The sequence below is a fragment of the Nonomuraea sp. NPDC050022 genome (genome assembly GCF_044460705.1).
Classification (GTDB): domain Bacteria; phylum Actinomycetota; class Actinomycetes; order Streptosporangiales; family Streptosporangiaceae; genus Nonomuraea.
This window is the reverse complement of record NZ_JBITKE010000007.1, coordinates 176,396-197,295: the sequence shown is the minus strand read 5'-3', so window position 1 is coordinate 197,295 and position 20,900 is coordinate 176,396. Positions and strand designations below refer to the sequence as shown.

Annotated in this window: 23 protein-coding genes and 1 pseudogene; 12 read left to right on the top strand and 12 right to left on the bottom strand. The window is 70.4% G+C overall.

Features of this window, described 5'->3' with window-relative positions; translation table 11 throughout:
* Positions 1–287: 287 nt before the first annotated feature.
* Together ACIBO2_RS30045 and ACIBO2_RS30040 are read left to right on the top strand one after the other, a co-directional pair.
* Complete coding sequence (locus ACIBO2_RS30045) at positions 288–1,232, top strand: fatty acid desaturase family protein (protein ID WP_397301106.1); 945 nt, start codon at positions 288–290, stop codon at positions 1,230–1,232.
* Positions 1,233–1,264: 32 nt separating this feature from the next.
* Positions 1,265–2,284, top strand: a complete 1,020-nt coding sequence (locus ACIBO2_RS30040; RefSeq protein ID WP_358542451.1) for a hypothetical protein — start codon at positions 1,265–1,267, stop codon at positions 2,282–2,284.
* A 108-nt stretch (positions 2,285–2,392) separates the two neighbouring features.
* Here ACIBO2_RS30040 and ACIBO2_RS30035 read toward each other — a convergent pair whose 3' ends face one another.
* The 5 genes from ACIBO2_RS30035 to ACIBO2_RS30015 form a co-directional block, all read right to left on the bottom strand.
* Positions 2,393–3,814, bottom strand: coding sequence for a dihydrolipoyl dehydrogenase family protein (locus ACIBO2_RS30035; protein WP_397301103.1), 1,422 nt, complete (start codon positions 3,812–3,814; stop codon positions 2,393–2,395).
* A gap of 248 nt (positions 3,815–4,062) precedes the next feature.
* Complete coding sequence (locus ACIBO2_RS30030; protein ID WP_358542447.1) at positions 4,063–4,491, bottom strand: hypothetical protein; 429 nt, start codon at positions 4,489–4,491, stop codon at positions 4,063–4,065.
* A 56-nt stretch (positions 4,492–4,547) separates the two neighbouring features.
* A complete protein-coding gene (locus tag ACIBO2_RS30025) occupies positions 4,548–4,898 on the bottom strand; it encodes a nuclear transport factor 2 family protein (protein ID WP_358542443.1) in 351 nt (116 codons plus the stop codon).
* A gap of 51 nt (positions 4,899–4,949) precedes the next feature.
* Positions 4,950–5,381 carry a MarR family winged helix-turn-helix transcriptional regulator gene (locus ACIBO2_RS30020; RefSeq protein ID WP_358542440.1) on the bottom strand — a complete coding sequence of 144 codons (432 nt, stop codon included), beginning with the start codon at positions 5,379–5,381 and terminating at the stop codon, positions 4,950–4,952.
* A gap of 100 nt (positions 5,382–5,481) precedes the next feature.
* Positions 5,482–6,120 carry an SDR family oxidoreductase gene (locus ACIBO2_RS30015; protein ID WP_358542437.1) on the bottom strand — a complete coding sequence of 213 codons (639 nt, stop codon included), beginning with the start codon at positions 6,118–6,120 and terminating at the stop codon, positions 5,482–5,484.
* A 293-nt stretch (positions 6,121–6,413) separates the two neighbouring features.
* Here ACIBO2_RS30015 and ACIBO2_RS30010 point away from each other — a divergent pair, with 293 nt between their 5' ends.
* Positions 6,414–6,692, top strand: coding sequence for a hypothetical protein (locus tag ACIBO2_RS30010; RefSeq protein WP_358542434.1), 279 nt, complete (start codon positions 6,414–6,416; stop codon positions 6,690–6,692).
* Between the two features lie 201 nt (positions 6,693–6,893).
* Here the strand turns inward: ACIBO2_RS30010 and ACIBO2_RS30005 are convergent, their stop codons facing one another.
* Positions 6,894–7,514 carry a pentapeptide repeat-containing protein gene (locus tag ACIBO2_RS30005; RefSeq protein ID WP_397301097.1) on the bottom strand — a complete coding sequence of 207 codons (621 nt, stop codon included), beginning with the start codon at positions 7,512–7,514 and terminating at the stop codon, positions 6,894–6,896.
* Between the two features lie 231 nt (positions 7,515–7,745).
* On the opposite strand from ACIBO2_RS30005, the pseudogene ACIBO2_RS30000 reads away from it, so the two are divergent.
* Both ACIBO2_RS30000 and ACIBO2_RS29995 read left to right on the top strand, forming a co-directional pair.
* A pseudogene (locus tag ACIBO2_RS30000) lies at positions 7,746–8,240 on the top strand (hypothetical protein); the annotation flags it as partial.
* A gap of 207 nt (positions 8,241–8,447) precedes the next feature.
* Positions 8,448–9,518, top strand: coding sequence for a PQQ-dependent sugar dehydrogenase (locus ACIBO2_RS29995; RefSeq protein ID WP_397301701.1), 1,071 nt, complete (start codon positions 8,448–8,450; stop codon positions 9,516–9,518).
* Between the two features lie 3 nt (positions 9,519–9,521).
* Here the strand turns inward: ACIBO2_RS29995 and ACIBO2_RS29990 are convergent, their stop codons facing one another.
* Positions 9,522–9,740 (bottom strand): hypothetical protein, encoded by a 219-nt coding sequence (locus tag ACIBO2_RS29990; RefSeq protein ID WP_358542417.1) that lies wholly within the window; start codon positions 9,738–9,740, stop codon positions 9,522–9,524.
* An 85-nt stretch (positions 9,741–9,825) separates the two neighbouring features.
* Here ACIBO2_RS29990 and ACIBO2_RS29985 point away from each other — a divergent pair, with 85 nt between their 5' ends.
* Positions 9,826–10,467, top strand: coding sequence for a hypothetical protein (locus ACIBO2_RS29985; RefSeq protein ID WP_397301094.1), 642 nt, complete (start codon positions 9,826–9,828; stop codon positions 10,465–10,467).
* The gene (locus ACIBO2_RS29980; protein WP_397301092.1) at positions 10,464–11,072 is read left to right on the top strand and encodes a copper resistance protein CopC; all 609 of its coding nucleotides are present in this window, start codon (positions 10,464–10,466) and stop codon (positions 11,070–11,072) included. Before ACIBO2_RS29985 ends, ACIBO2_RS29980 begins: the two co-directional genes overlap by 4 nt.
* A gap of 78 nt (positions 11,073–11,150) precedes the next feature.
* Here the strand turns inward: ACIBO2_RS29980 and ACIBO2_RS29975 are convergent, their stop codons facing one another.
* Positions 11,151–12,797, bottom strand: coding sequence for an L-lactate permease (locus ACIBO2_RS29975; RefSeq protein WP_397301089.1), 1,647 nt, complete (start codon positions 12,795–12,797; stop codon positions 11,151–11,153).
* 87 nt (positions 12,798–12,884) lie between these two features.
* On the opposite strand from ACIBO2_RS29975, the gene kduI reads away from it, so the two are divergent.
* From kduI to ACIBO2_RS29960, 3 genes are read left to right on the top strand one after another with little or no spacing between them, the layout of a single operon-like run.
* Entirely contained in the window at positions 12,885–13,691 is an 807-nt protein-coding gene (gene kduI, locus ACIBO2_RS29970; protein ID WP_397301086.1) for a 5-dehydro-4-deoxy-D-glucuronate isomerase, read from the top strand.
* Between the two features lie 3 nt (positions 13,692–13,694).
* Positions 13,695–14,426, top strand: a complete 732-nt coding sequence (locus ACIBO2_RS29965) for an SDR family oxidoreductase (RefSeq protein WP_358542407.1) — start codon at positions 13,695–13,697, stop codon at positions 14,424–14,426.
* A 14-nt stretch (positions 14,427–14,440) separates the two neighbouring features.
* Positions 14,441–15,208: an IclR family transcriptional regulator gene (locus ACIBO2_RS29960; protein WP_358542404.1), complete on the top strand. Its 768-nt coding sequence runs from the start codon at positions 14,441–14,443 to the stop codon at positions 15,206–15,208.
* Here the strand turns inward: ACIBO2_RS29960 and ACIBO2_RS29955 are convergent.
* Genes ACIBO2_RS29955 through fxlM form a run of 3 tightly spaced genes read right to left on the bottom strand, consistent with a single transcriptional unit; the run spans position 15,205 to position 17,459 of the window.
* On the bottom strand, positions 15,205–15,681 hold the full coding sequence (locus tag ACIBO2_RS29955) for a DUF6653 family protein (protein ID WP_358542402.1): 477 nt from the start codon (positions 15,679–15,681) through the stop codon (positions 15,205–15,207). The genes ACIBO2_RS29960 and ACIBO2_RS29955 overlap by 4 nt on opposite strands.
* On the bottom strand, positions 15,678–16,274 hold the full coding sequence (locus ACIBO2_RS29950; protein WP_397301081.1) for a TetR/AcrR family transcriptional regulator: 597 nt from the start codon (positions 16,272–16,274) through the stop codon (positions 15,678–15,680). Before ACIBO2_RS29950 ends, ACIBO2_RS29955 begins: the two co-directional genes overlap by 4 nt.
* Positions 16,275–16,301: 27 nt before the next feature.
* Positions 16,302–17,459: a methyltransferase, FxLD system gene (gene fxlM / locus ACIBO2_RS29945; protein ID WP_358542397.1), complete on the bottom strand. Its 1,158-nt coding sequence runs from the start codon at positions 17,457–17,459 to the stop codon at positions 16,302–16,304.
* 123 nt (positions 17,460–17,582) lie between these two features.
* Between fxlM and ACIBO2_RS29940 the strand changes: the two genes are divergently transcribed.
* The gene (locus ACIBO2_RS29940) at positions 17,583–17,870 is read left to right on the top strand and encodes an iron-sulfur cluster biosynthesis family protein (protein ID WP_357957242.1); all 288 of its coding nucleotides are present in this window, start codon (positions 17,583–17,585) and stop codon (positions 17,868–17,870) included.
* Positions 17,871–17,997: 127 nt separating this feature from the next.
* On the opposite strand, the gene ACIBO2_RS29935 is transcribed toward ACIBO2_RS29940, so the two are convergent.
* The gene (locus ACIBO2_RS29935) at positions 17,998–18,978 is read right to left on the bottom strand and encodes an acetylxylan esterase (RefSeq protein ID WP_397301077.1); all 981 of its coding nucleotides are present in this window, start codon (positions 18,976–18,978) and stop codon (positions 17,998–18,000) included.
* Between the two features lie 158 nt (positions 18,979–19,136).
* Here ACIBO2_RS29935 and ACIBO2_RS29930 point away from each other — a divergent pair, with 158 nt between their 5' ends.
* Positions 19,137–20,900, top strand: coding sequence for a glycoside hydrolase family 75 protein (locus ACIBO2_RS29930; protein WP_358542391.1), 1,764 nt, complete (start codon positions 19,137–19,139; stop codon positions 20,898–20,900).

Here is a 20,900-nt window from a genome sequence, read left to right as displayed (position 1 = left end):
CCGCGGAGTCGAACCTGTCAGGGCCGCGGAGCGTATCCTCTGACCTCGACCGGTCCCAGAGGTAGGGACAGCCCTACCTCGAAGACGGGTGACAGCAGGACTTCGCGATCACGGTTATCCCGAAATGCTGATGGTGAACGATCGGGAATCGAGTCTGGAGCATCGGAGAATCTGTGACTGACGTGAGCACTACTCGCGCCGCCACGGCCTCGGCATCGGCACCGGCATCGGAAGAGAGGGGGAGCGACTTCGCCCGCCTGTCACGCCGGGTGGCCCAGGCAGGCCTCATGGAACGGCGACCCGTCTACTACGCCACGCGGATCAGCGTGGTGACGGGCCTCTTCGCGGCGGGCTGGGTGGCGTTCGCCCTGGTCGGCGACTCGTGGTGGCAGATTCTGGTCGCGGTGTTCCAGGCGGCGACATTCGGCCAGGTGGCCCTGCTCGCCCACGACCTGGCCCACGGGCAGGTGTTCCCGTCCCGGCGCAACAGCGCGATCGCGGGCCTGCTCGTCGGCAACCTCGGCATCGGGCTCAGCTACGGGTGGTGGCAGGACAAGCACACGCGCCACCACGCCAACCCCAACCACGAGGACCACGACCCCGACGTCGCGCCCGACGTCCTGCTCTGGTCGGTCAAGCAGGCCGAGGCCAGCCGGGGACTGCCCAGGCTCATCGGCCGCTATCAGGCGTTCCTGTTCTTCCCGCTGCTGACGCTGGAGGGCCTCAACCTGCACATCTCCAGCGTCCGGGCGCTGCGCCGCGACTCTCTCAAGAGCCGGATGGCCGAAGGGCTGCTGCTGCTCGCGCACTTCGTCATCTACCTGGGTGGCGTGTTCGCGGTCCTGCCGGTGGGCAAGGCCGTGGTCTTCCTGCTGGTGCACCAGGCGTGCTTCGGTGTCTACCTCGGGTGCACGTTCGCCCCCAACCACAAGGGCATGCCGGTCCTCACCGCCGAGGACGAGCTGGACTTCCTGCGCCGCCAGGTGCTCACTTCCCGGAACGTACGCGGCGGGCACGTGGTCAACACGGCGCTGGGCGGCCTCAACTACCAGATCGAGCACCACCTGTTCCCCGGCATGCCGACCCCCAACCTGCGCAAGGTGCAACCGCTGGTGCGGGAGCACTGTGAGTCGCTGGGGGTGGCGTACGTGGAGTGCGGGCTGCTGGCCTCCTGGGGCCAGGCGATGAAGCACCTCCACGAGGTGGGCGCGCCGCTGCGCGCCCGCCGGTAGGACTCGACGCGAGCGGTGTGCCGGGTGACGTGGTGACGCGGGTCCGGGAGGCCAGGGAGATCGCGCGGCGGTGGGTGGCCGAGGTGGGCTCCGGGCTGCCCGGGTTCGGCGGGGCGTTCCTGACCGGCTCGGCGTTGTGGTCGCCGGCGGACGCGGTCCTGGCCACCAGCTCCGATGTGGACGTGATGGTGGTGCTGGACGTCCCGGAACCGCCCGTCAAGCCCGGCAAGCTGCGGTACGACGGCGTTTTGCTGGAAATTTCGTATATGTCGGGCGAGCGGTTGGCGTCGGCGGAGGACGTCCTGGGCGACTACCACCTGGCGGGCAGCTTCCACCTGCCCGGGGTGCTGGCCGATCCGGGCGGGCGGCTGACCGCGCTGCACGAGGTGGTGGCCCGCGAGTTCGCCGACCGGCGGCGGGTGCTGCGGCGATGCGGCGCGGCGATGGACGTGGTGCGCCGCGGGATCGCCGGTATGGACGAGGCGGCGCCGCCGGTCGACCAGGTGATGTCGTGGCTGTTCGGCACCGGGGTCACGACTCATGTGCTGCTCGTCGCCGGGCTGCGCAACCCCACCGTCCGCCGCCGCTACGAGGCCGTACGGGAACTGCTGGCCGTACACGGGATGCTGGACCGGCACGAGGCGCTGCTGGAGCTGCTCGGCTGCGGCGGGCTGGGGGCGGCGCGTGTGGCGGGGCACCTGGAGGTGCTGGAGCGGGTGTTCGACGCGGCCAAGAACGTCCAGGTGGCGTCGTACCCGTTCTCGTCGGACATCAGCCAGGCGGCCCGGCCGCTGTCGATCGACGGCAGCCGGGAGCTCATCGCGCGCGGCCTGCACCGGGAGGCGGTGTTCTGGCTGGTGGCGACGTACGCGCGGTGCCTGAAGAAGCTGTCGCTGGCCGGGGCGCCCACCGGGCCCTACGAGGAGGGGTTCCGCGCGTTGCTGGCGGACCTCGATGCCGAGACGTTCGCGGACCGGCGGCGGCGCGGGCAGCGCGTACTGGACGCGCTACCCGACCTGTGGCACACGGCCGAAACCATCGCGCCAGCCTGACGTGTCCTTCTGAGCCGGGCGTTCGATCGCACCCGGCCAGCGGTCCGGGTGCTCGCTCGCACCGCCCGGCGGGCCGCTCGGTCGCGGCCGCCCGGCGGTCCGCGCGTGTCAGAGGCCGTACTCCTCCAGGAGGCGCAGCCAGATCTCGCTGACCGTGGGGAAGGACGGGACGGCGTGCCAGAGCCGGTCGAGCGGCACCTCGCCGGTGACCGCGATGGTCGCCGCGTGCAGCAGCTCGGCCGAGCCGGGACCGGCGAACGTGACGCCCAGCAGCACCCGCCGCTCCTCGTCCACGACCGCCTTGGCCCGGCCGTGATATCCGTCGCCGAGCAGGTAGGCCCCCGTGACGTTGCCCAGGTCGTACTCGACCGCGCGCACCGCGAACCCGGCCTCGCGAGCCGCGGCCTCAGTGAGACCGACCGCGCAGATCTGCGGGTCCGTGAACACCACCTGCGGCGCCCCGTACCCGTCCGCTATGTCGCGCATCGCGGGGAGAGTGTCGTCGCCGCCCTTGGCCCGCGCCGCGATGACGTCGCCGCAGACCCGCGCCTGGTACTTGCCCATGTGGGTGAGCAGGGCGCGGCCGTTGATGTCGCCGACCACGTACAGCCAGCCGCCCTCGACACCCGTGGCCCGCATGCTGTCGTCCACCTCGATCGAGCGGCCGCCCGGCAGACCGACCGACTCGAGCCCGAGCCCAGAGGTGGCGGGCACCCGGCCGGTGGCCACCAGGAGTTCGTCGGCCTCCACGGGCGGCCCCTCGGGCAGGTGCACGGTCACCTTGCCGCCGGGCTCCAGACGTTCGACGCGAGCGACGCCCGTGCGGGTCCGCACCTCGATCCCGGCATCGGCGAACGACTCGGCCAGCAGCTGACCGGCGAACGGCTCCATCTTGGGGAGCAGCGACCCGCCGCGTACCAGGAGGGTGGTCTGCCGTGCGCCAAGCCCGTGCATGGCCTGCGCCATCTCACAGGCGACCACTCCGCCACCGATCACGGCCAGCCGTTCCGGCACCGCCTGGGCGGCCGTGACCTCGTGACTCGTCCAGGGCTTCGCCTCGGCCAGCCCCGGCACCGGCGGGACCAGGGCGGTGCTCCCGGTGGCCAGCACGACGGCGTGCCGCGCGGTCAGCACGCGTTCGGTGGTCTGCTGCCCGTCTCGCGTGGTCACCAGCACCCGCTTGACCCCGTCGAGCCGCCCCCGGCCCCGGACGAACTCGATGGGCACGTTCTTGATCCACTCGACCTGCCCCGAGTCGTTGTAGTGCGACACGGCCTCGTCACGCCGGGCGAGCACCTTGCTCACCTCGAGCGGGCCGAGCGACATACCGGGCACCCGGCCCACCTCGGCCGCCAGGTCTATCGGGCGCAGCAGCGCCTTGCTCGGGATGCAGGCCCAGTAGGAGCATTCGCCACCGGCCAGGCGGTCCTCCACGATGGCGGCGGTCAGACCACCGCGCACGGCTCTGGCCGCGGCGTTCTCGCCGGCGGGGCCGGCGCCGATCACTATGACGTCGAACTCGTCGGTCATGCCAACCTCTCCCGTAACGCTCGCCCCGCGACTGCGGCTCTCACCAGCAGTCTCCCACCGGTCCCCTTCCCCCTCGCCAAGGGGAGACACTGACCGACGGTTTCCCCCGTCTGTCCGGGCAGAGCGCCCTTGGGTGGAGATGGCCGGTACTTGGGAGACTGGCCGTTGGGGCTCTGCGTGGGCGCTGTCCGGGGTGACCGGCTGGTGGCTGCCGTTTCGTACCGTCGCGGGGCCCCGGGCGCGCTGTGTCAGTTCTGTCCCGGCACCGGCTTGCTCGGCCGGTTTCGCTCGGGTACCGGTCCGGGCGGCCAGTGGTCCTCGGGCGTCGTACCGAGTGGGTCGGCGATGACGAGCATCTCGTTGTCGCCGAAGTCGCCGACCACCTGGAATCCGGCCTGCGCCAGGATCGTGCGCAGGGCGAGCTGTACGGCGGTGCGGATGGTCTCGTACTTCACCATGTCGGCCTTGGCGAGGTCGGGAGATGCCTCCCACGAGACGACCACACCGCGGCCGGGCTCGCGCCGGAGGCTGAGACCACCTTCACCCGACGACCCGGATGGCCCGTACGGCCCGTTCGACCTGGGCGGCTTCGGGGGTTCGACGGTGAACCCCGCGTTGGTTAACTCTTGACGGATGAGATGTTCCAGGTTGGCGGGGTCGTACCGTGCGGGGTTCACCTCATCCTGCTGCCCCGACACCGCCCGCTCATGCGGGTATCCCGTCGTGCGGGGGATCACCTCAGCGCGGACAGACCCCACAGTTCGGCGATGCGGCCGTCCCGCACCCGGAAGATCTCCAGCATCGTCGGCGGCGACTGCTGCTCGACGACATCGGCCGGGAGCCCGTGCAGGGTCGTGCGGACGGCGACCTTGTCCCCGTCGACGAGCATGTCCTCGATGATCACCCGAACATCGGGGAACCTCTCGTGGAACCGCGTCCACGCCCAGATGACGCTCTCGGCTCCAGTCGTGCCCAACGGGTGGCTGACGAAATCCGGAGCGAAGATCGTCTCGGCTGCCCCGAAGTCATGGGCGTTGAACGCCTCGTACATGCGCTGCCCGACAGCTCGCACGTCATCGGTCATCTGTCTGCTCTTTCCTTGGCTATCACGGGTGTCTGGGGATATCACGGGCCGTCAGCCGACCGGATCGATGCGTGCCATATTGGCGCGCAGGCGCTCCAGAGCGCGCAGCACGATCTCCCGCTCCTGCGTGCTGATCCCGTCGAGCAGCCGCACCTGGTATGCCTGATGAGACCGCTCAAGGTCGGCGGCCGCTCGTTCGCCGGTGGATGTCAGGCTGGCCAGGGTGTAGCGGTTGTCCGCCGGATCGATGCGACGGCTGACCAGTCCCTCGGCCTCGAACTCCTTGATCAGCCGGGTGACGCTCGCCCCGTCGAGGGACAGACCCTGACGCAGGTCGCTGTGGCTGGTCTCTCCGTTCCTCCACAGCCGCATCAGCAGCTGAAGTCTGGATGAGCTCATGCCCACATGCCGCGCGAACGCCTGACGCGTCTCACCGCAGGCACCGCCCAGCTCGCGGAAGAACCTGTCTTCGGGAGTCTCCACACGCGATCTCTCTGCTGTCGGCGCCCCCGTCCCCGCTGGAAGAGCGATCACCTCTACTCTTTGTACCAACAACTCTTGATTTCATCAAGAGTATGCGTCGTCAAGAGGCCACCGAAACGGCGTGGCGCACGGACATGGGATCCGCGGCCAGCGCGAGCAGGCAGTGGGCCGTGTCGGCGCGGGTCGTACTGAGGCCGCCCTTGATGTTGGTGTCCCACGCCGTGCGGTAACGGCCCGTCAGCCCGCGATCGGTCAGGCGGCTCGGCCGCACGATGGTCCAGTCGAGGTCCGTCGCACGTAGCCGCCGCTCGGCCTCCCGAAGGTCGGCGTAGGCGTGCTTCAGGAGCCGCTGCACGAGGAGCGGCTTGAGCACATAGCGGGTGAACACCCCGTCGCCCGCGTCGGCCACCAGGCCGCTGGCGCTGGTCATGAGCACGCGCCGTGTACGGCCTCGCGCCATGGCCGTGGCGATGGCGCTGATGCTGTCGGAGCACACCGTGGTGGGCCCCCGACTGCCGGCACCCATCGCGGACAGTACGGCGTCGCGATCCCTGACGGCGGGCGCGATGGCGTCCGGGTTCATCAGGTCGGCCTGGACGATGTCGAGGCCGGACGGCAGATCGGCCGGCAGCCGCCGAGGATCGCGGACCACCGCGGTCACCTCATGCCCGGCGGCGAGCGCCTGGCGAAGCAGTTCGGTTCCCGTACCTCCGGTAGCTCCGAAGATCGTCAGCTTCATAGGGCCTCCTCAGCTCCCGCTCATAGTGAGTGAACGCCCACTCACCCGTCAAATCGGAGAGGCCGCCGGTCGTCAGGATGCGTACGGCGCTCGCGCCAGCCGACGAAGCTCTTGGGCGAGGTCCGGCCGCCGTGCTCGACCGCCGTATTCCGGCGGTCGAGCAGTCGTGCGACGGCCGGAACGCGGCGGTCGAGCAGTCGGGCGACCGCACGGCTCGCGCTGTGAAGAATCCACGCCTCACGATGGCAAACCGCATCTAGGCCACCTGCGCAGGTGGCTTCTACGTTCGGAGCATGCCCTTCAAACGCCTTGCCGCCACAGCCAGCGCCGCCCTGCTGGTCGTGGGCCTGTTCGCTGCCCCGGCCCGCGCGGACGGATCACACGAGTGCTTTTCCGGCGCCCGGACTTCGAACGGCGACTCCTACAAGTTGAGCGGCTGGGTGTGCAGCGGCTCCGGCTTCTACCAGGTCACCGTCCTCATCAGGTTCGGCGAAGCCCAGGGCACCTACTCCTGCCCCAGCGTCTTCTCGTGGAACGGGGACCTGTCCGGGGACAACTGCCGCTTAACCTGAGCGACATTCCATGTCATGCCCGGCCACACCACCCGGTGTCGCACACGGCGAGGGTGGCGTTGATCAGGATGCGATCCCTCGCGCAGGTCGTCGCGGTTGGTGAGCAGCCCGTGGGCGCGGCGCAGCGCCGCGTCGGTGACAGTGCGCGAGGCAGTCCCTGCGGCAGGGGCGAGAAACCTCAGGACGCATCCCAGGAGCGCGTCAAGCGCGGACGTCGAAGCCCAGCGCGGTGGCCACGACGGTCGCCTGGAAGGCGTCGATGATCGCCTTCTTCAGTGTGACCGTCGACGGGTCCAGGTCGGACAGGTCGCTGCCCCGCAGATCGCAGCCCGTCAGGTCCGCCCCGTTGAGCCAAGCCCCGGAAAGATCACTCCGTAACACCTCGGCCTTCTCCAGCCGGGCGCCCGACAGGTCGGCCTCACGCAGCCGCACCCCATGAAAGGCACTCCCCCGCAGGTCGGCGCCGGGCAGGCCGGTGAAGGACCAGTCACCGCCCTCGACCTTCAACAGCCCGTAGGAGCAGCCGTCGAACATGCTGCCCGTCAGCTTGCAACCCTTGAACGTCGTGTCGAAGAACGAGCACCGCGAGAACGTGCAGTTGAGGAACATCGCGTCCTCGTGCACGGACACGTCGAAACGGACGTCGCTGAACGTGCACTCCTCGAAAACGCACCCGGTGCTGGTCAGCTCCGTCATGTCCACGTCGACGAACAAGACCTGATGGTAGGTCTCCTGGGTCAGCTCGCGACCGTCCCAGTCGGCCGAGCGGACCGTCGTGGTGGTCGGGGGCGCTGACCGACCGTGCTTGCGGTCGGCCGTCATCCGGCGGCCCCCGTCGGCTCGACGACGACCACGGGCAACTCCACACGTCTCTGGACCGCCCCGAAAGGCGGCCGCCGCCGACCTCCCTCGGTCTGCTCGGCCATCCAGCCAATCGGACCGTCTGCGCGGGCTTCCACGTAAGCCCTCCTTCTGTGTCCCCGCGAGCCTCCCACGCGCCACCGACAGAATCCGCCGCGCCAGCCGCGTAGCCAAACACGGCTGTCGGCCGTGATGTGCCAGCATGAGTCGGTGAACGAGCCATTGCCGGAGCCTCGCGAGGTCAGCCTTCTGGAAGTCGGCCGGCTCCGCTTGATCGAGGACGCCGCGCCGCGGGTGCCGCCCGCTGAGCGAGTGGCCATGGATCGCCTGTGGGAGGAGGCGGTCCAGGCCAACCCCTGTCTCTTCGATGGGCCGGTGGTAGCGTGCGCGCGGCTGGATCGGGATGGGCCGCACAGCTTGGTGCTCACCTGGGCGAGGACGACCTACCGGCACCGCGCTCTGGGGCGGGTTCCGGGGGCCACCTCGTGGCTGCCGTCCCTTTTCGTCGCCGTCGCGCAACCGGCGACTGATGATGGGAGGCTGCTGGTGGGGCGGATGTCGGCGTCGACGGCCACTCCTGGTCGCTGGCAGCTACCTGGTGGAGCGGTCGAACCGCCCGCCGAGGGTGTGGGCCTCGATACGGCCGCCCTACGCTGGCACGCCGCTCGGGAACTGGCCGAGGAGACCGGCCTCGACACAGCGCCGAGTGAGCTGTCCCTGTGGCTACGCCTGCGCGTTGAAAATTACATCGTAGGAGGCGGCCGAACGCGCAGCTCGCGGGGCCGGCGCCGCGACAGGCGACGGATCAGATCATTGTTGACGCGTCGAAAACTGCGTAGCGTACGAGTCCCCGTCATTGACGATGATCTCGACAGATCGGTCAAGGATCCCGCCATGCGCGTGCGAACGACCCCGTCCCTGATCATGATTCTCTTGGCCGCCGTGGGGCTCGTGGTAACGAGCCCCAACGCCGCGGAGGCGATCGGCGGCTTCGACTACTCCCGGGCGCAGGTGTCCGCCACCGGCCTGCAGGTGCCGTGGGGGCTGGCCTTCCTGCCCGACGGCAGCGCGCTGGTCTCCGAGCGCGGCACCGCCAGAATTCTCCAGGTACGCCCGGGACAGACCCCGGTTCGGGTGGCGACCGTCAACGGGGTCGCCGCCTCCGGCGAGGGCGGGCTGCTCGGCATCGCCGTGTCGCCGACGTACGCCCAGGACCAGTGGGTCTACGCCTATTTCTCCACGAGCAACGACAACCGGCTGGTCCGGTTCCGGCTGAACGCGCCGCAGACCCAGAACGTCCTGTTCTCCGGCGTGCCGCGGGCCTCCATCCACAACGGTGGCCGCATCGCCTTCGGCCCCGACGGCCAGCTGTACCTGTCCACCGGCGACGCCGGCAACACCGCCAACGCACAGAACCTGAACACCCCGGCGGGCAAGATCCTGCGCATGACGCCGAGCGGCGGCGTCCCGGCGGACAATCCCTTCGGCGGCTCCCGGGTCTACAGCTACGGCCACCGCAACGTGCAGGGCCTGGCCTGGGACGCGCAGGGCAGGATGTACGCCAGCGAGTTCGGCCAGAACACCCGGGACGAGATCAACCGGATCGTCGCGGGCGGCAACTACGGCTGGCCCACCTGCGAGGGCGTCTGTGGTAACCCGTCCTTCCGCGACCCGATCGTCACGTGGTCGACGGCCGAGGCGTCGCCGAGCGGGCTCGCGTACGCCAACGGCACGCTGTTCGCCGCCGCCTTGGGCGGGACCCGGCTGTGGACCGTCCCTCTGACGAGCGCCGGCGGGGCCGGAACCCCGGTCGCCGAGCTGCGGGGCACCTACGGGCGGCTGCGCGCGGCCGCGGTGGGACCGGACGGATGGCTGTGGGTGACGACCAGCAACCGCGACGGGCGCGGCGCCCCGGTGGCCCAGGACGACCGCATCATCCGCATTCCCCCCACTGGCACGCCCTGAGCGTCAGTGTCCGGCGTGCTCCTGGGGCTTGGCCACCACCCAGGCCCGGGCGGAGCCCACCTGGCGCTCCAGGTCAGAGAGGAGGGCGGCCAGGTTCTCGTGGTCCATGTACGCGGTCTGCTCGATGCTCGATCGGTGTGTCTCCACCTGCCCCGCCAGGCTGTTGATCTTGCTCAGGGTGTCGCTTAGGTCCCGACTTTCCTGCTGATTCAGATCGCACATGCCTTCACAGTAAATACCGCCCCTCCGGCCGTACATATATCCGGCAAGTAGGTTGTGGGTGGCTGAAGGCTGCGAGGATGGGCGCATGCGCTTCGCCCGGGCTCTGGTCTTCGCGGTGGTGTGTGCCGCCGTGACGGCGGCCGGGCATGCCTTCGCGGGCGGCGCGGCGGTCGCGCCCGGCGTCATGGTCCTGGGCGGGCTGGGCGCGCTCGGCCTGGCGTACGGCCTGGGCGGGCACGAGCGCGGACCCGAGGTGGTGTTCGGCGCCACTGTGGGCACGCAGGCAGTGCTGCATCAGCTGTTCGGGGTGACCGCGCCCAGCGGCGGGCACGCGCATCTGACCGTGGGCATGCCGCTGGCGCACCTGACGATCGCCGTGCTCACGGGCTGGTGGCTGCATCGGGGTGAGAGCGCGTTCTGGCTCATGCTGCGTCTGGCGGGCCGTCCCCAGCTCGCCGTGCCGCGCCCGCTTCGCCCGGTTCTCGCCCTCGCTCCGCTACGCTGGGCGCCGGCGCGGGCGCCGCTGAGGTCGTCGATCACGGTCCAGATCGCGACCGCGGAGCCACGCAGAGGACCTCCCACGAGGGGAGTCACCGCATCGCCAACACTTCCCTCGTCATGGAGTCCACCTTGCCTTTCCTTTTCCGCCCAACGCTTTTCCGCCCAACGCTTCTTCGCCCAACGCTTCTTCGCCCAACGCTCCTTCGCAGAACCCTGGTGGCGGTGATCGGCTGCGGGCTGTTCCTCGCCGCCACCGCGCCCGCCGCCCTCGCCCACGACAGCCTCAAGAGCAGCTCACCGGCCAAGAACGCCACCGTCTCCGGTGTCCAGACGATCGAGCTGGAGTACTCGTCACGCGTCCGCTTCCCGCTGGTGGTGCTGCGCACCGCCGACGGCAAGACGATCCAGCTCGGCGAGCCGCAGGCCGACGGCCCCAAGGTGCGGACCGCCGTGCCCACCCAGCTGGCGGGCGGCTCATACGTCATCGCCTGGCGGGTGGTCTCGTCCGACGGCCACCCGATCGAGGGCGAGATCCCCTTCACCGTGAAAGGCGCCGCCGCCGGCGCGACGGCGTCCGCCACCGAAGCCGCCTCGGCCGCACCCGCCACTTCGGCGGAGGGCACCCGACCTGCCGCTGCGGCGCAGGGCGGGGGCATCCCGGGCTGGCTCTGGGGCGGACTCGCCGCGCTGGTGGTGGCCGGGCTGGCGGTCTGGCTGCTGTCCAGACGAACCAGCGGCCCCAGCGGGCCCAGCGACCCCGACAGCCCCGTCGGCCCGGACGGTCAGCCGACCGCGCCGACGGAGCAACCGGACGTACCAGCCGGACCGTAGACATACCGGCCGGGCAAGCGGACGTACGGGCAAGGGCAACCGGACGTACCGGCGAGGCCGTAGCCGACCCATCCGGTGTCAGGGCACCATCCACCCCAGCACCGGCGTCGACTGCAGGAACACCAGCACGCAGAGGATGAGCAGCAGCACGGCGCTCCAGCCGATCACCCGGCGGAACAGGTTGCCCTCCTCCCCCACCAGGCCGACCGCGGCCGTGCCGATGGCCAGGTTCTGGGGCGAGATCATCTTGCCCATGACGCCGCCGGCGCTGTTGGCCGCGCCGAAGAGCTCCGGCGGGATGTTCAGCTGGCCCGCCGCGGTGGTCTGGAGCTTGGCGAACAGGGCGTTGGCGCCCGCGTCCGTGCCGGTGATCGCGACGCCGAACCAGCCGACGAGCGGTGACAGGAAGGCGAAGAACGCGCCCGCGCCCGCCAGGAACAGCCCGAGCGTCTGGATCTGCCCCGAGAACTGCATGACGAAGGCCAGGGCGAAGACCGACAGGATGGTGACGATGGCCCAGCCGAACTGCCGGATCGTGGCCCCGTAGGTGGCCAGTGCCGAGGCCGGGCTGATCCGCAGCACGAGGAGCGTGAGCAGCCCGGAGACGAACAGCAGCGTCCCCGGGTGCGCGGCCCACGGCAGCTCGTAGACCACGGGCACGGCCTTGCCCGCCGGGCTCACCATGTCGAACCCGGGCCAGGCGGGCTTGACGGTGAAACCGGCGAGGTAGGTCTTGATCGCGGGGATCTGCGCGATGGAGAACAACGCGATGATGATCGCGTACGGGGCGAAGGCCGCGATCTTGTCGCCGGTGGTGTCGCCGCCGGGGCGGCCGTGGGTGCGGACGAACGCCGGGTCGTCCACGGAGCCGCCCGCGATCGGCGTCGGGCTCGGCGTGAACCCGACCGTCTCGGCCGGCTTCCAGATCTTGCCGAACGCGACCAGCACGATCGCCGAGACCAGGGCCGCCGCGATGTCGGTGAGCAGGTAGTTGACCTGGGACATCAGGATCTGCGTGACGCCGAAGCTGAGCCCGGCGACGAGCGCGGCGGGCCACGCCTGGCGCAGGCCGCGCCGCCCGTCGGCGACGAAGATCAGGATGAACGGCACGAGCAGCGCGATGAACGCGGTCTGCCGGCCCGCCATCGCGCCGAACGGCTCGGGCGGCAGCTCGGTGACGCTGCCCAGGATGGTGATCGGGTTGCCCATGCCGCCGAAGGCGACGGGTGCGGTGTTGGCGATGAGCGCGATGACCGCGGCGCGCATCGGCTCGAAGCCGAGGGCGATGAGCATGACCGCGCAGATGGCGATCGGTGAGCCGCCGCCGGCCAGGGCCTCGATGAGCGCGCCGAAGGAGAACGCGATGACGATGGCGGTGATCCGCTTGTCGTCGCTGATGCCCTGGAAGGCCCGGCGCAGCACCGCGAAGTGGCCGCTGCGCTCGGTCATCTTGTAGATCCAGATGGCATTGAAGGTGATCCACAGGATCAGCAGCACCGCCCTGGCCGCGCCGTACAGGGCGGAGTCGAGCGCCTGCGTGACCGGCATGCCGTACGCGAAGGGCAGGATCGCGATCAGGAAGCCGACGACCAGGCCGGAGATGCCCGCCCAGTGCGCCTTCCACTTGAAGACGCCCAGCAGCACCAGCACCGCGAGCAGGGGCAGGGCGGCCAGAAGGGCGGACAACCATAGGGAGCCGGTGGGGTTGAAGTTCTGCTGGTACACCGCGCGCCTCCGGGGGTAGGCGTTCCATTGGATAGAACAGTGTTCCGTGTCTAGGATCGTAGGACGCCGAACAACCGGAGGGAAGAGATGGAAATACGGCATGCCACCGCTCCCGACCAGATCCGCCATTTCGGCACCGCGGAACTCCGCGCCCGTTACCTCGTCGAGGGCCTGTTCGGGCCGGAGGTGGACGGTGTCTACACCCACCAGGACCGGATGGTCGTCGCCGGGGTCAGGCCGAGCGGGAAGGCCCGGCTGGGGGCGTTCGACCCGCTGCGGTCGGAGCACTTCCTGGAGCGCCGCGAGCTGGGCGTGATCAACATCGGGGAGCCGGGCACCGTGGAGGTCGACGGCGTGCCCTACGAGCTGGACCTCAAGGACTGCCTGTACGTCGGCAGAGGCGCGCGCGAGGTGACGTTCGAGCGCGGCACGTTCTACCTGGTATCAGCCCCCGCGCACGAGACGTTCCCGACCACGCACGCGCGGCTGAAGGACGTGGATCCGGTACGGCTCGGCGGCGCCGACGGCTCCAACGACCGGACCATCTACAAGTACATCCACCTCGACGGCATCCGCAGCTGCCAGCTCGTCATGGGCGTGACCGTGCTGGAGCCCGGCAGCATGTGGAACACCATGCCGTGCCACACCCACGACCGCCGCACCGAGGTCTACCTGTACTTCGACCTGCCGCGCGAGGAGCGGATCGTGCACCTGATGGGCCGCCCCGACGAGACCCGCAACCTGATCGTGGCCAACGAGCAGGCGGTGATCTCGCCGAGCTGGTCGGTGCACTGCGGGTTCGGCACGCGCAGCTACGCGTTCGTGTGGGCGATGGCCGGAGAGAACCAGGCGTTCGACGACATGGACCAGGTCGCGATCACGGAGATGCGGTGACGGATGGAGCTGTTCTCGCTCACCGGCCGGACGGCGCTGGTCACCGGGGCGCGGTCGGGGATCGGCCGGGCGATCGCGGTCGGCCTCGCGCGGGCCGGGGCCGACCTCGTCCTGCACGGCCATCGCGACGACCTCGACGAGACCGAGCGCCAGGTGAAGCCGCTCGGCGCGGACGTACGCAAGCTCGTGCTCGATCTGGGCGACCCGGCCGCGATCAGGCCCGCGCTGGAGCCGGTCCTGGCCCGCGGCGAGGTGGACATCCTGGTCAACAACGCGGGCACGATCAGCCGGGGCTCGACCAGCCTGGACGACTGGCGGCGGGTGATGGCCGTCGACGTGGACGCCGTGTACGTGCTCAGCCAGGCGCTGCTGGAGCACGGCGCCACGAAGATCATCTCGATCGCGTCGCTGCTGTCGTTCCAGGGCGGGATCAACGTGGCGTCCTACGCCGCGGCCAAGCACGCGGTGGCCGGGCTGACCAAGGCGCTGTCCAACGAGTGGGCGCCACGGGGCGCGCAGGTCAACGCCATCGCCCCCGGCTACATCGCCACCGACGTCACCACGGCCCTGCGGGAGGACTCGGGGCGCGAGCCGGAGATCAGGGCGCGGATCCCGGCCGGGCGCTGGGGCGAGCCCGCGGACCTGGAGGGGGCGGCGGTGTACCTCGCCTCGCGCGCCTCCGACTACGTCACCGGCCACGTGCTCGTCGTGGACGGCGGCTGGCTGGCCCGCTGAGTATGCTTGATCGGGTGGAACCCAGGCCGAGCACCGCCATCGACAAGGCGCTTTGGGTGCTGGAAGCCCTCGCCGAGCACGAGAGCGTCACCAAGATCGCGACGGCGACGGGCCTGCCCAAGTCGACGACCCACCGCATCCTGCAGTCGCTGGCCGAGCACGGCTTCGCCCGGCCCGACGGCGGCGGCGGCTACCTGCCGGGTCCCAAGATCCTCACGCTGGCCGGCCGGATGCTGGCCCGCTTCGATCCCGTACGCCAGGCCTCGCCGGTGCTGCAGCGCCTGCACGACCAGACCGGCTACACCGTGCACCTGGCCGTGCTCAACGGCGACGAGGCCGTCTACGCCGCCAAGCTGGAGGGCCGCAAGCCCTACCAGATGCCCTCGCGCGTCGGCATGTCGCTGTGGCTGCACTCCAGCGGGATCGGCAAGGCGATGCTCGCGGCCATGTCCGACGAGGAGGTGGCGGGCATCGCCACCCGCACCGGGCTGACCAGGCGCACGCCCGCCACGATCACCACGCAGGCCGCGCTCCGCCGCCACCTGGCCCGGATACGGGAGTGCGGCTTCGCGATCGACGACGAGGAGAACGAGGCGGGCATCCGCTGCGTCGCCGCGGCCGTCTTCGACCACATGGGGCACGTGGTGGCCGGGGTGAGCATCTCGACGCTCACCCACGAGCTGTCGGTGGCGGACGCCGAGGAGCTCGGGCCGCTGGTCGCGACCACCGCCCACGAGGTCTCCCGCACCCTGGGCGCCCCGATGGAGCTGCCAGCCGGTTAGGCGGCCCTGTGGCGCTCGTACAGCTGGCCGAGGCGGTCGATGCGCCAGAGCTGGCCGAGCACGACCAGCGTCGCGCCGAAGACGGCGGGCCACACCTCCAGCGCGACCAGTCCCCAGGCCAGCAGCGCGAACCCGGCCAGCCCCACCGCGATGAGCAGGCGCTGCACCTTGCGATGATCGCCGACCACGAGCGACCGGTTCTGGAACCACATCTTCTCGCCGTAGATGCCCTTGGCCGTCCAGCTCGTCGGCTGCTCGATCGCCGGGAAGGCGTGCGGGTTGACGATCAGCCAGACGACGACCAGGGCCACCGGCACCAGGGACCACCAGCCGATCCACGTCCTGCTCCAGATGGCCAGCATCATCAGCGGGATGGCGGCGAACCTGGTCCAGACGCTCCACGGGTTGGCATGCCGCTTCCACGCCTCGTCGGTCATGCCAGCGGCCTGCGCGTATCTGTTCAGCACACTCATGCGATGAGCCCCCTTGCCAGCGCGTTGATGGTGGCGTCGAGCACCTGCTCGAAGTCGGGTCCGTATCTGTCGCGGTTGATCACCAGCAGGCCCGTGGTGCGCAGCACGCCCATCAGCACCTCCGGCGGGACGTCCGCGACGATGACGCCGTCGCTCTGCCCCTGGGCGAGGTAGTCGATCAGCGGCGTCATCAGGTGCGGGGTGACCCGGGCGAGCTCTTCGGGGCCGACCCGGCGGGCCACCGCCTCGAGCTCGTCGGGGCGGGTGAGCAGCCGCCGGTAGAACGGGTCGGTGGTGAGCGCCTCGATCATGCTCCGCATGAGCCCGGCCAGCGCTTCCACGCTGGGCGGCCGGTCGAGCGCGGCGGCCAGCAGCTTGCCCATCAGCGGCGCCCGGCGGACCATGACCTCCTTGTAGAGCTCCTCCTTCGACTCGAAGAACGCGTAGAAACTGCCTTTCGCGATGCCCGAGGGGGCGACCAGCTCGTCGAGCGAGGTCTTCTTCAGCCCCTGGGCGGCGAAGAGCTCTTCGGCGGTGTCGAGCAGCCGCGCGGTGATGCGCGCCCGATCGTCCGCCGTGAACGCCACGGCCATCTATGCCCCTATGACTACTATGGATATTCAGTCATAGCTTAGCACGAGGCGGGTGTTCCGCTTGGCGATGACGGCCGTGCCCTCCGGCGCCGGGCCGGGGTAGGCGTCGATGCGCAGGTCGCAGGCTTCCGGGCGGCCCGCCGCGTCCCATGCCTGGACGTGCGCGATCAGCTCCGCCGCCAGTGCCGCCCCGCCGGGCCCGTACCCGCGGGCCCGCAGCTCCTCCTCGGCCGCCAGTACGGCCAGACCGTCCCCGCTGACGATGCCCACCGTCATGCCGTAGCCCTGGGTGGTCACCGGGGCCCACCGCAGCCGCCCGGCCAGAGACGCCCAGCGGGGCTCGTGCAGCGCCAGCCACAGGCCCACCCCGCCGCCCATCAGCGACAGGCGGGGCAGCGGCGCCACACCGTCGGCGGCCACCTCGGCGAAGGGCTCCTCCAGCATCGCCAGGACGTCGCCCACCTCGCGCGGCTCGGGCAGCGTGAGCACCAGGTCGGCGTCGCCGTCCAGCATCAGCGTGACCTCGGGCCCGGCGGATGGCCCGCGCATGCGCATGAAACCGCAGGGCTCCACCGACCGGCTGGACCAGTGGTCGCCGGCCTGCTCCATGGCCACGGACACCTGCACACCGCGCAGGTCGAGCGGCACCACGAGCCGGCCGCCGGGCACCAGCTGCTCCAGCCACGCCGGAGCCAGGTCCCACACGCCGACGGTGGCGATCACCCGGTCGTACGGCGCCTCCGCGGGGAAGCCGGCCGCGCCGTCGGCGCACTCGACGGCCACCTCGGGATAGGCGGCGGCGTCGAGATGCAGCCGCGCCGCCGCGACCACGTCGGCGTCGATGTCGACGCTGACCACCCGGCCCTCCGGCCCGGCCAGGTGCGCGAGCAGGGCGGCGTTGTAGCCGGTGCCCGCGCCGATCTCCAGCACCCGGTGGCCGGGCCGGACGTCGAGCTGGTCGAGCATGATGCCCATGATCGCGGGCTGCGAGGAGGAGCTGATCGGACGGCCCTCCTCGTCGCGTTTGGTGACGATGGGCTCGTCCCGGTAGGCGGCCTCCGGGGCGAAGTCCGGCAGGAACCGATGCCTCGGGACCAGCCGGAACGCCTCCGCGACCCGCTCGCTCACCTCCCCGCGCTCGAGCAGCTGGGCGACCATGGCCTCGCGGTACTCGTCGAACTCCATACCCGACATGATTCCCGCGAGCGGCCAAGAATGCCTGGCAAAGATTTCGAGTCAGAAGGTTTGACCCGCCGAATGAGGGAAGGGCAGGCAGTTCATGTACGTCGATCGTGAGGAGGAGCCGTAGTGCTCACCCTGACAAACAACGCAGCCCAGGCGATTCGCGACTTGACCGCGTCCGCGCCCGAGCCTGCGCAGAGCGGCATCCGCATCTCGTCCCAGGGCGAGGGCTCGAGCTCGCTGACCCTGTCCCTGGCCACCGCGCCGGAGCCGGCCGACGAAGTCGTCGAGGCGGAGGGCGCGCGGGTGTACCTCGACCCGGTGGCCGCGACCGTGCTGGAGGACAAGTCTCTGGACGCGGGAGCGGACGACCAGGGCTCTGTGTCCTTCCTGGTGACCGACCAGCCCGTCTAAACGGGCCTTATCGGCCTGGCGAGCGGCCAGGCCGACTGAAACACGGACCACCGCCGGTCCGGTACGTACCGTTTGTCAGGCCGTACCGGACCAGTGGTTCGTCAGGCTGTACCGGACCGGCGGCCGCTCAGGCGCCGGCGAGCAGCTTGTGCAGGTAGCGGATCTGCTCCTCGTTCTGGAAGCCGCCGCCGCCCTCGTGGCCGTTCCACGGCCAGACGCTGATCTCCTTCGGCCCACGCCAGTGGTTGTAGGCGGCGAAGACCGTGGACGGCGGGCAGATCTGGTCCATGAGCGCCACCGAGTAGAGCGCGGGCACCTGCCCACGGGCGGCGAAGTTCACGCCGTCGAAGTACGACAGCGTCCGGAACACCTGCTCGGCGCTCTCCCGGCGGCTGGACAGGAACCGGACGATCTCCTGGTACGGGTCGCGGTCGGTGATCTCCACGGCCCGGCGGAAATGCGTCAGGAACGGCACGTCGATCAGCGCCGCCTTGATCGCCGGATGCAGCGCGGCGGTCGCCTGCGCGATGCCGCCACCCTGGCTGCCGCCTGAGGCGACGATCCGCGAGGCGTCCACGGCCGGGTGCGCGGCGGCCACGTCGACCGCGCGGACCGCGTCGGTGAAGACCCGCCGGTAGTAGTACTGGTCGGGGTCGAGGATGCCGCGGGTCATCATGCCGGGGGCCTGGGCATGGTCGCCACCGTACGGGTCGCCGGTCACGCCGGGGCTGCCCGGGCTGGCGCCGCCGTGGCCCCGGGTCTCCATCACGAACACCGCGTAGCCCGCGGCGGGCCAGGCCAGGTGGTGGTGCGGGAAGCCGCGGCCGCCGCTGTAGCCGATGTAGTGCATCACGCACGGCACCGGCCCCTCCACCCCGTTCGGCACCAGGAACCAGCCGTTGATCCGATGGCCGCCCCAGCCCGCGAACGAGACGTCGTACACGTCGACCGAGGCGAGCGGCAGGTCGTAGGGAGTGAACTCGGCCGCCGAATCGAACTCGCGTGCTTCCGCGAGCGTGCGCGTCCAGAAGTCGTCGAAGTCGGCGGGCTCGTCGCGGTCGGGGAGGTAGGAACGGAGCTGCTCAAGCGGCAGGTCGAACAGGGCCACGTAGGTCTCCAGCCTTGGTAGAGGTGCAGCTATTTCATAGCATCTGCGGGCCTTCGCGCTATTTGGGCCCCTCTACGGGGTTGACTGGGCTTTGACGGAGTGGTCCCATCTCCAGTTGTTAGGAAGCCTTCCTAACGAATTCGGCAGAAGGGCCAGCCGTGCACTCTCCAGCTCGGGCTCGCTTACGCTTACGCCCGCTGATCCTGCTCCCCCTCCTCACCCTCCTGGCCGCCACCCTGACCGCTCTGCCCGCGCGGGCGGCCACGGTCCGCTACGAGGCCGAGAACGCCACCGTCGTCCAGGGCGTCGTCGAGGCCAACCACACCGGCTTCTCCGGCACCGGCTTCGTCAACGGCGACAACGTCGTGGGCCCGTACACCGAGTGGACGGTCAACGCCCCCGCGGCCGGCACCGCGACACTGGCCATCCGCTACGCCAACGGCACCACCTCGGCCCGCACCGCGGACGTCTCGGTGAACGGCACCGTCGTCTCGGCCGGCCGCTCCTTCGGCACCACCGCCAACTGGAACACCTGGGCCACCTCCACGCTCACCGCGACGCTGAACGCGGGCGACAACACGATCCGCGTCACCTCGACGAACGCGGGCGGCAACCCGAACCTCGACTACCTGGAGGCCACGGTCGCCGACGCCCCCGCCAGCGAGTACCAGGCGGAGGCGGCCACCCTGTCGGAGGCCAGCGTGGCGACCAACCACACCGGCTACACCGGCACCGGCTTCGTCGACTACGTCAACGCCGTCGGCGGGTACATCGAGTGGAGCGTCAGCGTGGCCGACGCGGGCACCCACACCCTGACCTTCCGCTACGCCAACGGCACCACGGCGACCCGGCCGATGGACATCGCGGTCAACGGCTCCGTGGCCGCCGCCGGAGTCAACTTCGCCGGCACCGGCAACTGGGACACCTGGGCCGACGGCCAGGTCACCGTCACCCTGAACGCCGGCGTCAACACCATCCGCGCGACCGGCACCTCCGCCAACGGCGGCCCGAACGTGGACCGGCTGTCGGTCAGCGGCTCCGGCGGCCCGGACGGCCAGGCGCCGAGCGTGCCGGCCAGCCCCCGGGTGACCGGCACCTCGGCCAGCAGCATCTCGCTGGCCTGGAACGACTCCACGGACAACGTCGGCGTGACCGGCTACAAGGTCTACGAGGGCACCACGGTCGTGGCCACCTCGCCGACGGCCAGCGCCACGATCAGCGGCCTGACCTCCGGCTCCACCCACAGCTACACGGTCACCGCCGTCGACTCGGCGGGCAACGAGTCGGGCCACAGCGCCACGGTCACCGGCACCGCCACCGGCGGCACCACCGGGCCCACGGCCGACCAGCTGCTGGCCAAGGTCACGGCGTGCAGCCAGATCTCCAACGGCAAGTACAAGACCGACTCCGACGTCAGCACGGCGACGGTGGCGGTGTGCGAGAAGACCGGCGCGGTGTTCTGGAAGGGAGACATGGACATCGACTGCGACGGCGTACGCACGACGCAGTGCAACGAGGACACCGACTGCTGCTTCCAGAACGAGACGTTCTGCCAGACCAGCTCCGGCGGGCCGCTGAACGCGGCGCAGCTCGCCTACATGGTGGTGCCCAGCGCCAGCAGCATCTGGGACTACCGGACCAAGGGCATCGGCTGCGGGACGGTGGTGGCGATCGTCTACAACGGCCAAGTGGAGTACGCCGTCATGGGTGATACCGGACCGACGGGCATCATCGGTGAGGCGTCCTACCGTACGGCCGCCGACCTGGGCATCAACCCGGACCCGAGCAACGGCGGCACCGACAGCGGCGTGACGTACATCGTGTTCACGGGGTCGGGCACCAAGGTCTCGACCATCGAGAACCACACCCAGGCCACCAACCTGGGCAGGACGCTCGCCCAGCAGTTCCTCAACAACAACTGA

Bases quoted from the DNA above. Each gene is read 5' to 3' on its own strand.
- ACIBO2_RS30045 (WP_397301106.1), top strand. From the start codon at position 288: ATGGAACGGCGACCCGTCTACTACGCCACGCGGATCAGCGTGGTGACG.
- ACIBO2_RS30035 (WP_397301103.1), bottom strand. From the start codon at position 3,814: ATGACCGACGAGTTCGACGTCATAGTGATCGGCGCCGGCCCCGCCGGC.
- ACIBO2_RS30025 (WP_358542443.1), bottom strand. From the start codon at position 4,898: ATGACCGATGACGTGCGAGCTGTCGGGCAGCGCATGTACGAGGCGTTC.
- ACIBO2_RS30015 (WP_358542437.1), bottom strand. From the start codon at position 6,120: ATGAAGCTGACGATCTTCGGAGCTACCGGAGGTACGGGAACCGAACTG.
- ACIBO2_RS30010 (WP_358542434.1), top strand. From the start codon at position 6,414: ATGCCCTTCAAACGCCTTGCCGCCACAGCCAGCGCCGCCCTGCTGGTC.
- ACIBO2_RS30005 (WP_397301097.1), bottom strand. From the start codon at position 7,514: ATGACGGCCGACCGCAAGCACGGTCGGTCAGCGCCCCCGACCACCACG.
- ACIBO2_RS29995 (WP_397301701.1), top strand. From the start codon at position 8,448: ATGCGCGTGCGAACGACCCCGTCCCTGATCATGATTCTCTTGGCCGCC.
- ACIBO2_RS29990 (WP_358542417.1), bottom strand. From the start codon at position 9,740: ATGTGCGATCTGAATCAGCAGGAAAGTCGGGACCTAAGCGACACCCTG.
- ACIBO2_RS29985 (WP_397301094.1), top strand. From the start codon at position 9,826: ATGCGCTTCGCCCGGGCTCTGGTCTTCGCGGTGGTGTGTGCCGCCGTG.
- kduI (WP_397301086.1), top strand. From the start codon at position 12,885: ATGGAAATACGGCATGCCACCGCTCCCGACCAGATCCGCCATTTCGGC.
- ACIBO2_RS29965 (WP_358542407.1), top strand. From the start codon at position 13,695: ATGGAGCTGTTCTCGCTCACCGGCCGGACGGCGCTGGTCACCGGGGCG.
- ACIBO2_RS29955 (WP_358542402.1), bottom strand. From the start codon at position 15,681: ATGAGTGTGCTGAACAGATACGCGCAGGCCGCTGGCATGACCGACGAG.
- ACIBO2_RS29950 (WP_397301081.1), bottom strand. From the start codon at position 16,274: ATGGCCGTGGCGTTCACGGCGGACGATCGGGCGCGCATCACCGCGCGG.
- fxlM (WP_358542397.1), bottom strand. From the start codon at position 17,459: ATGGAGTTCGACGAGTACCGCGAGGCCATGGTCGCCCAGCTGCTCGAG.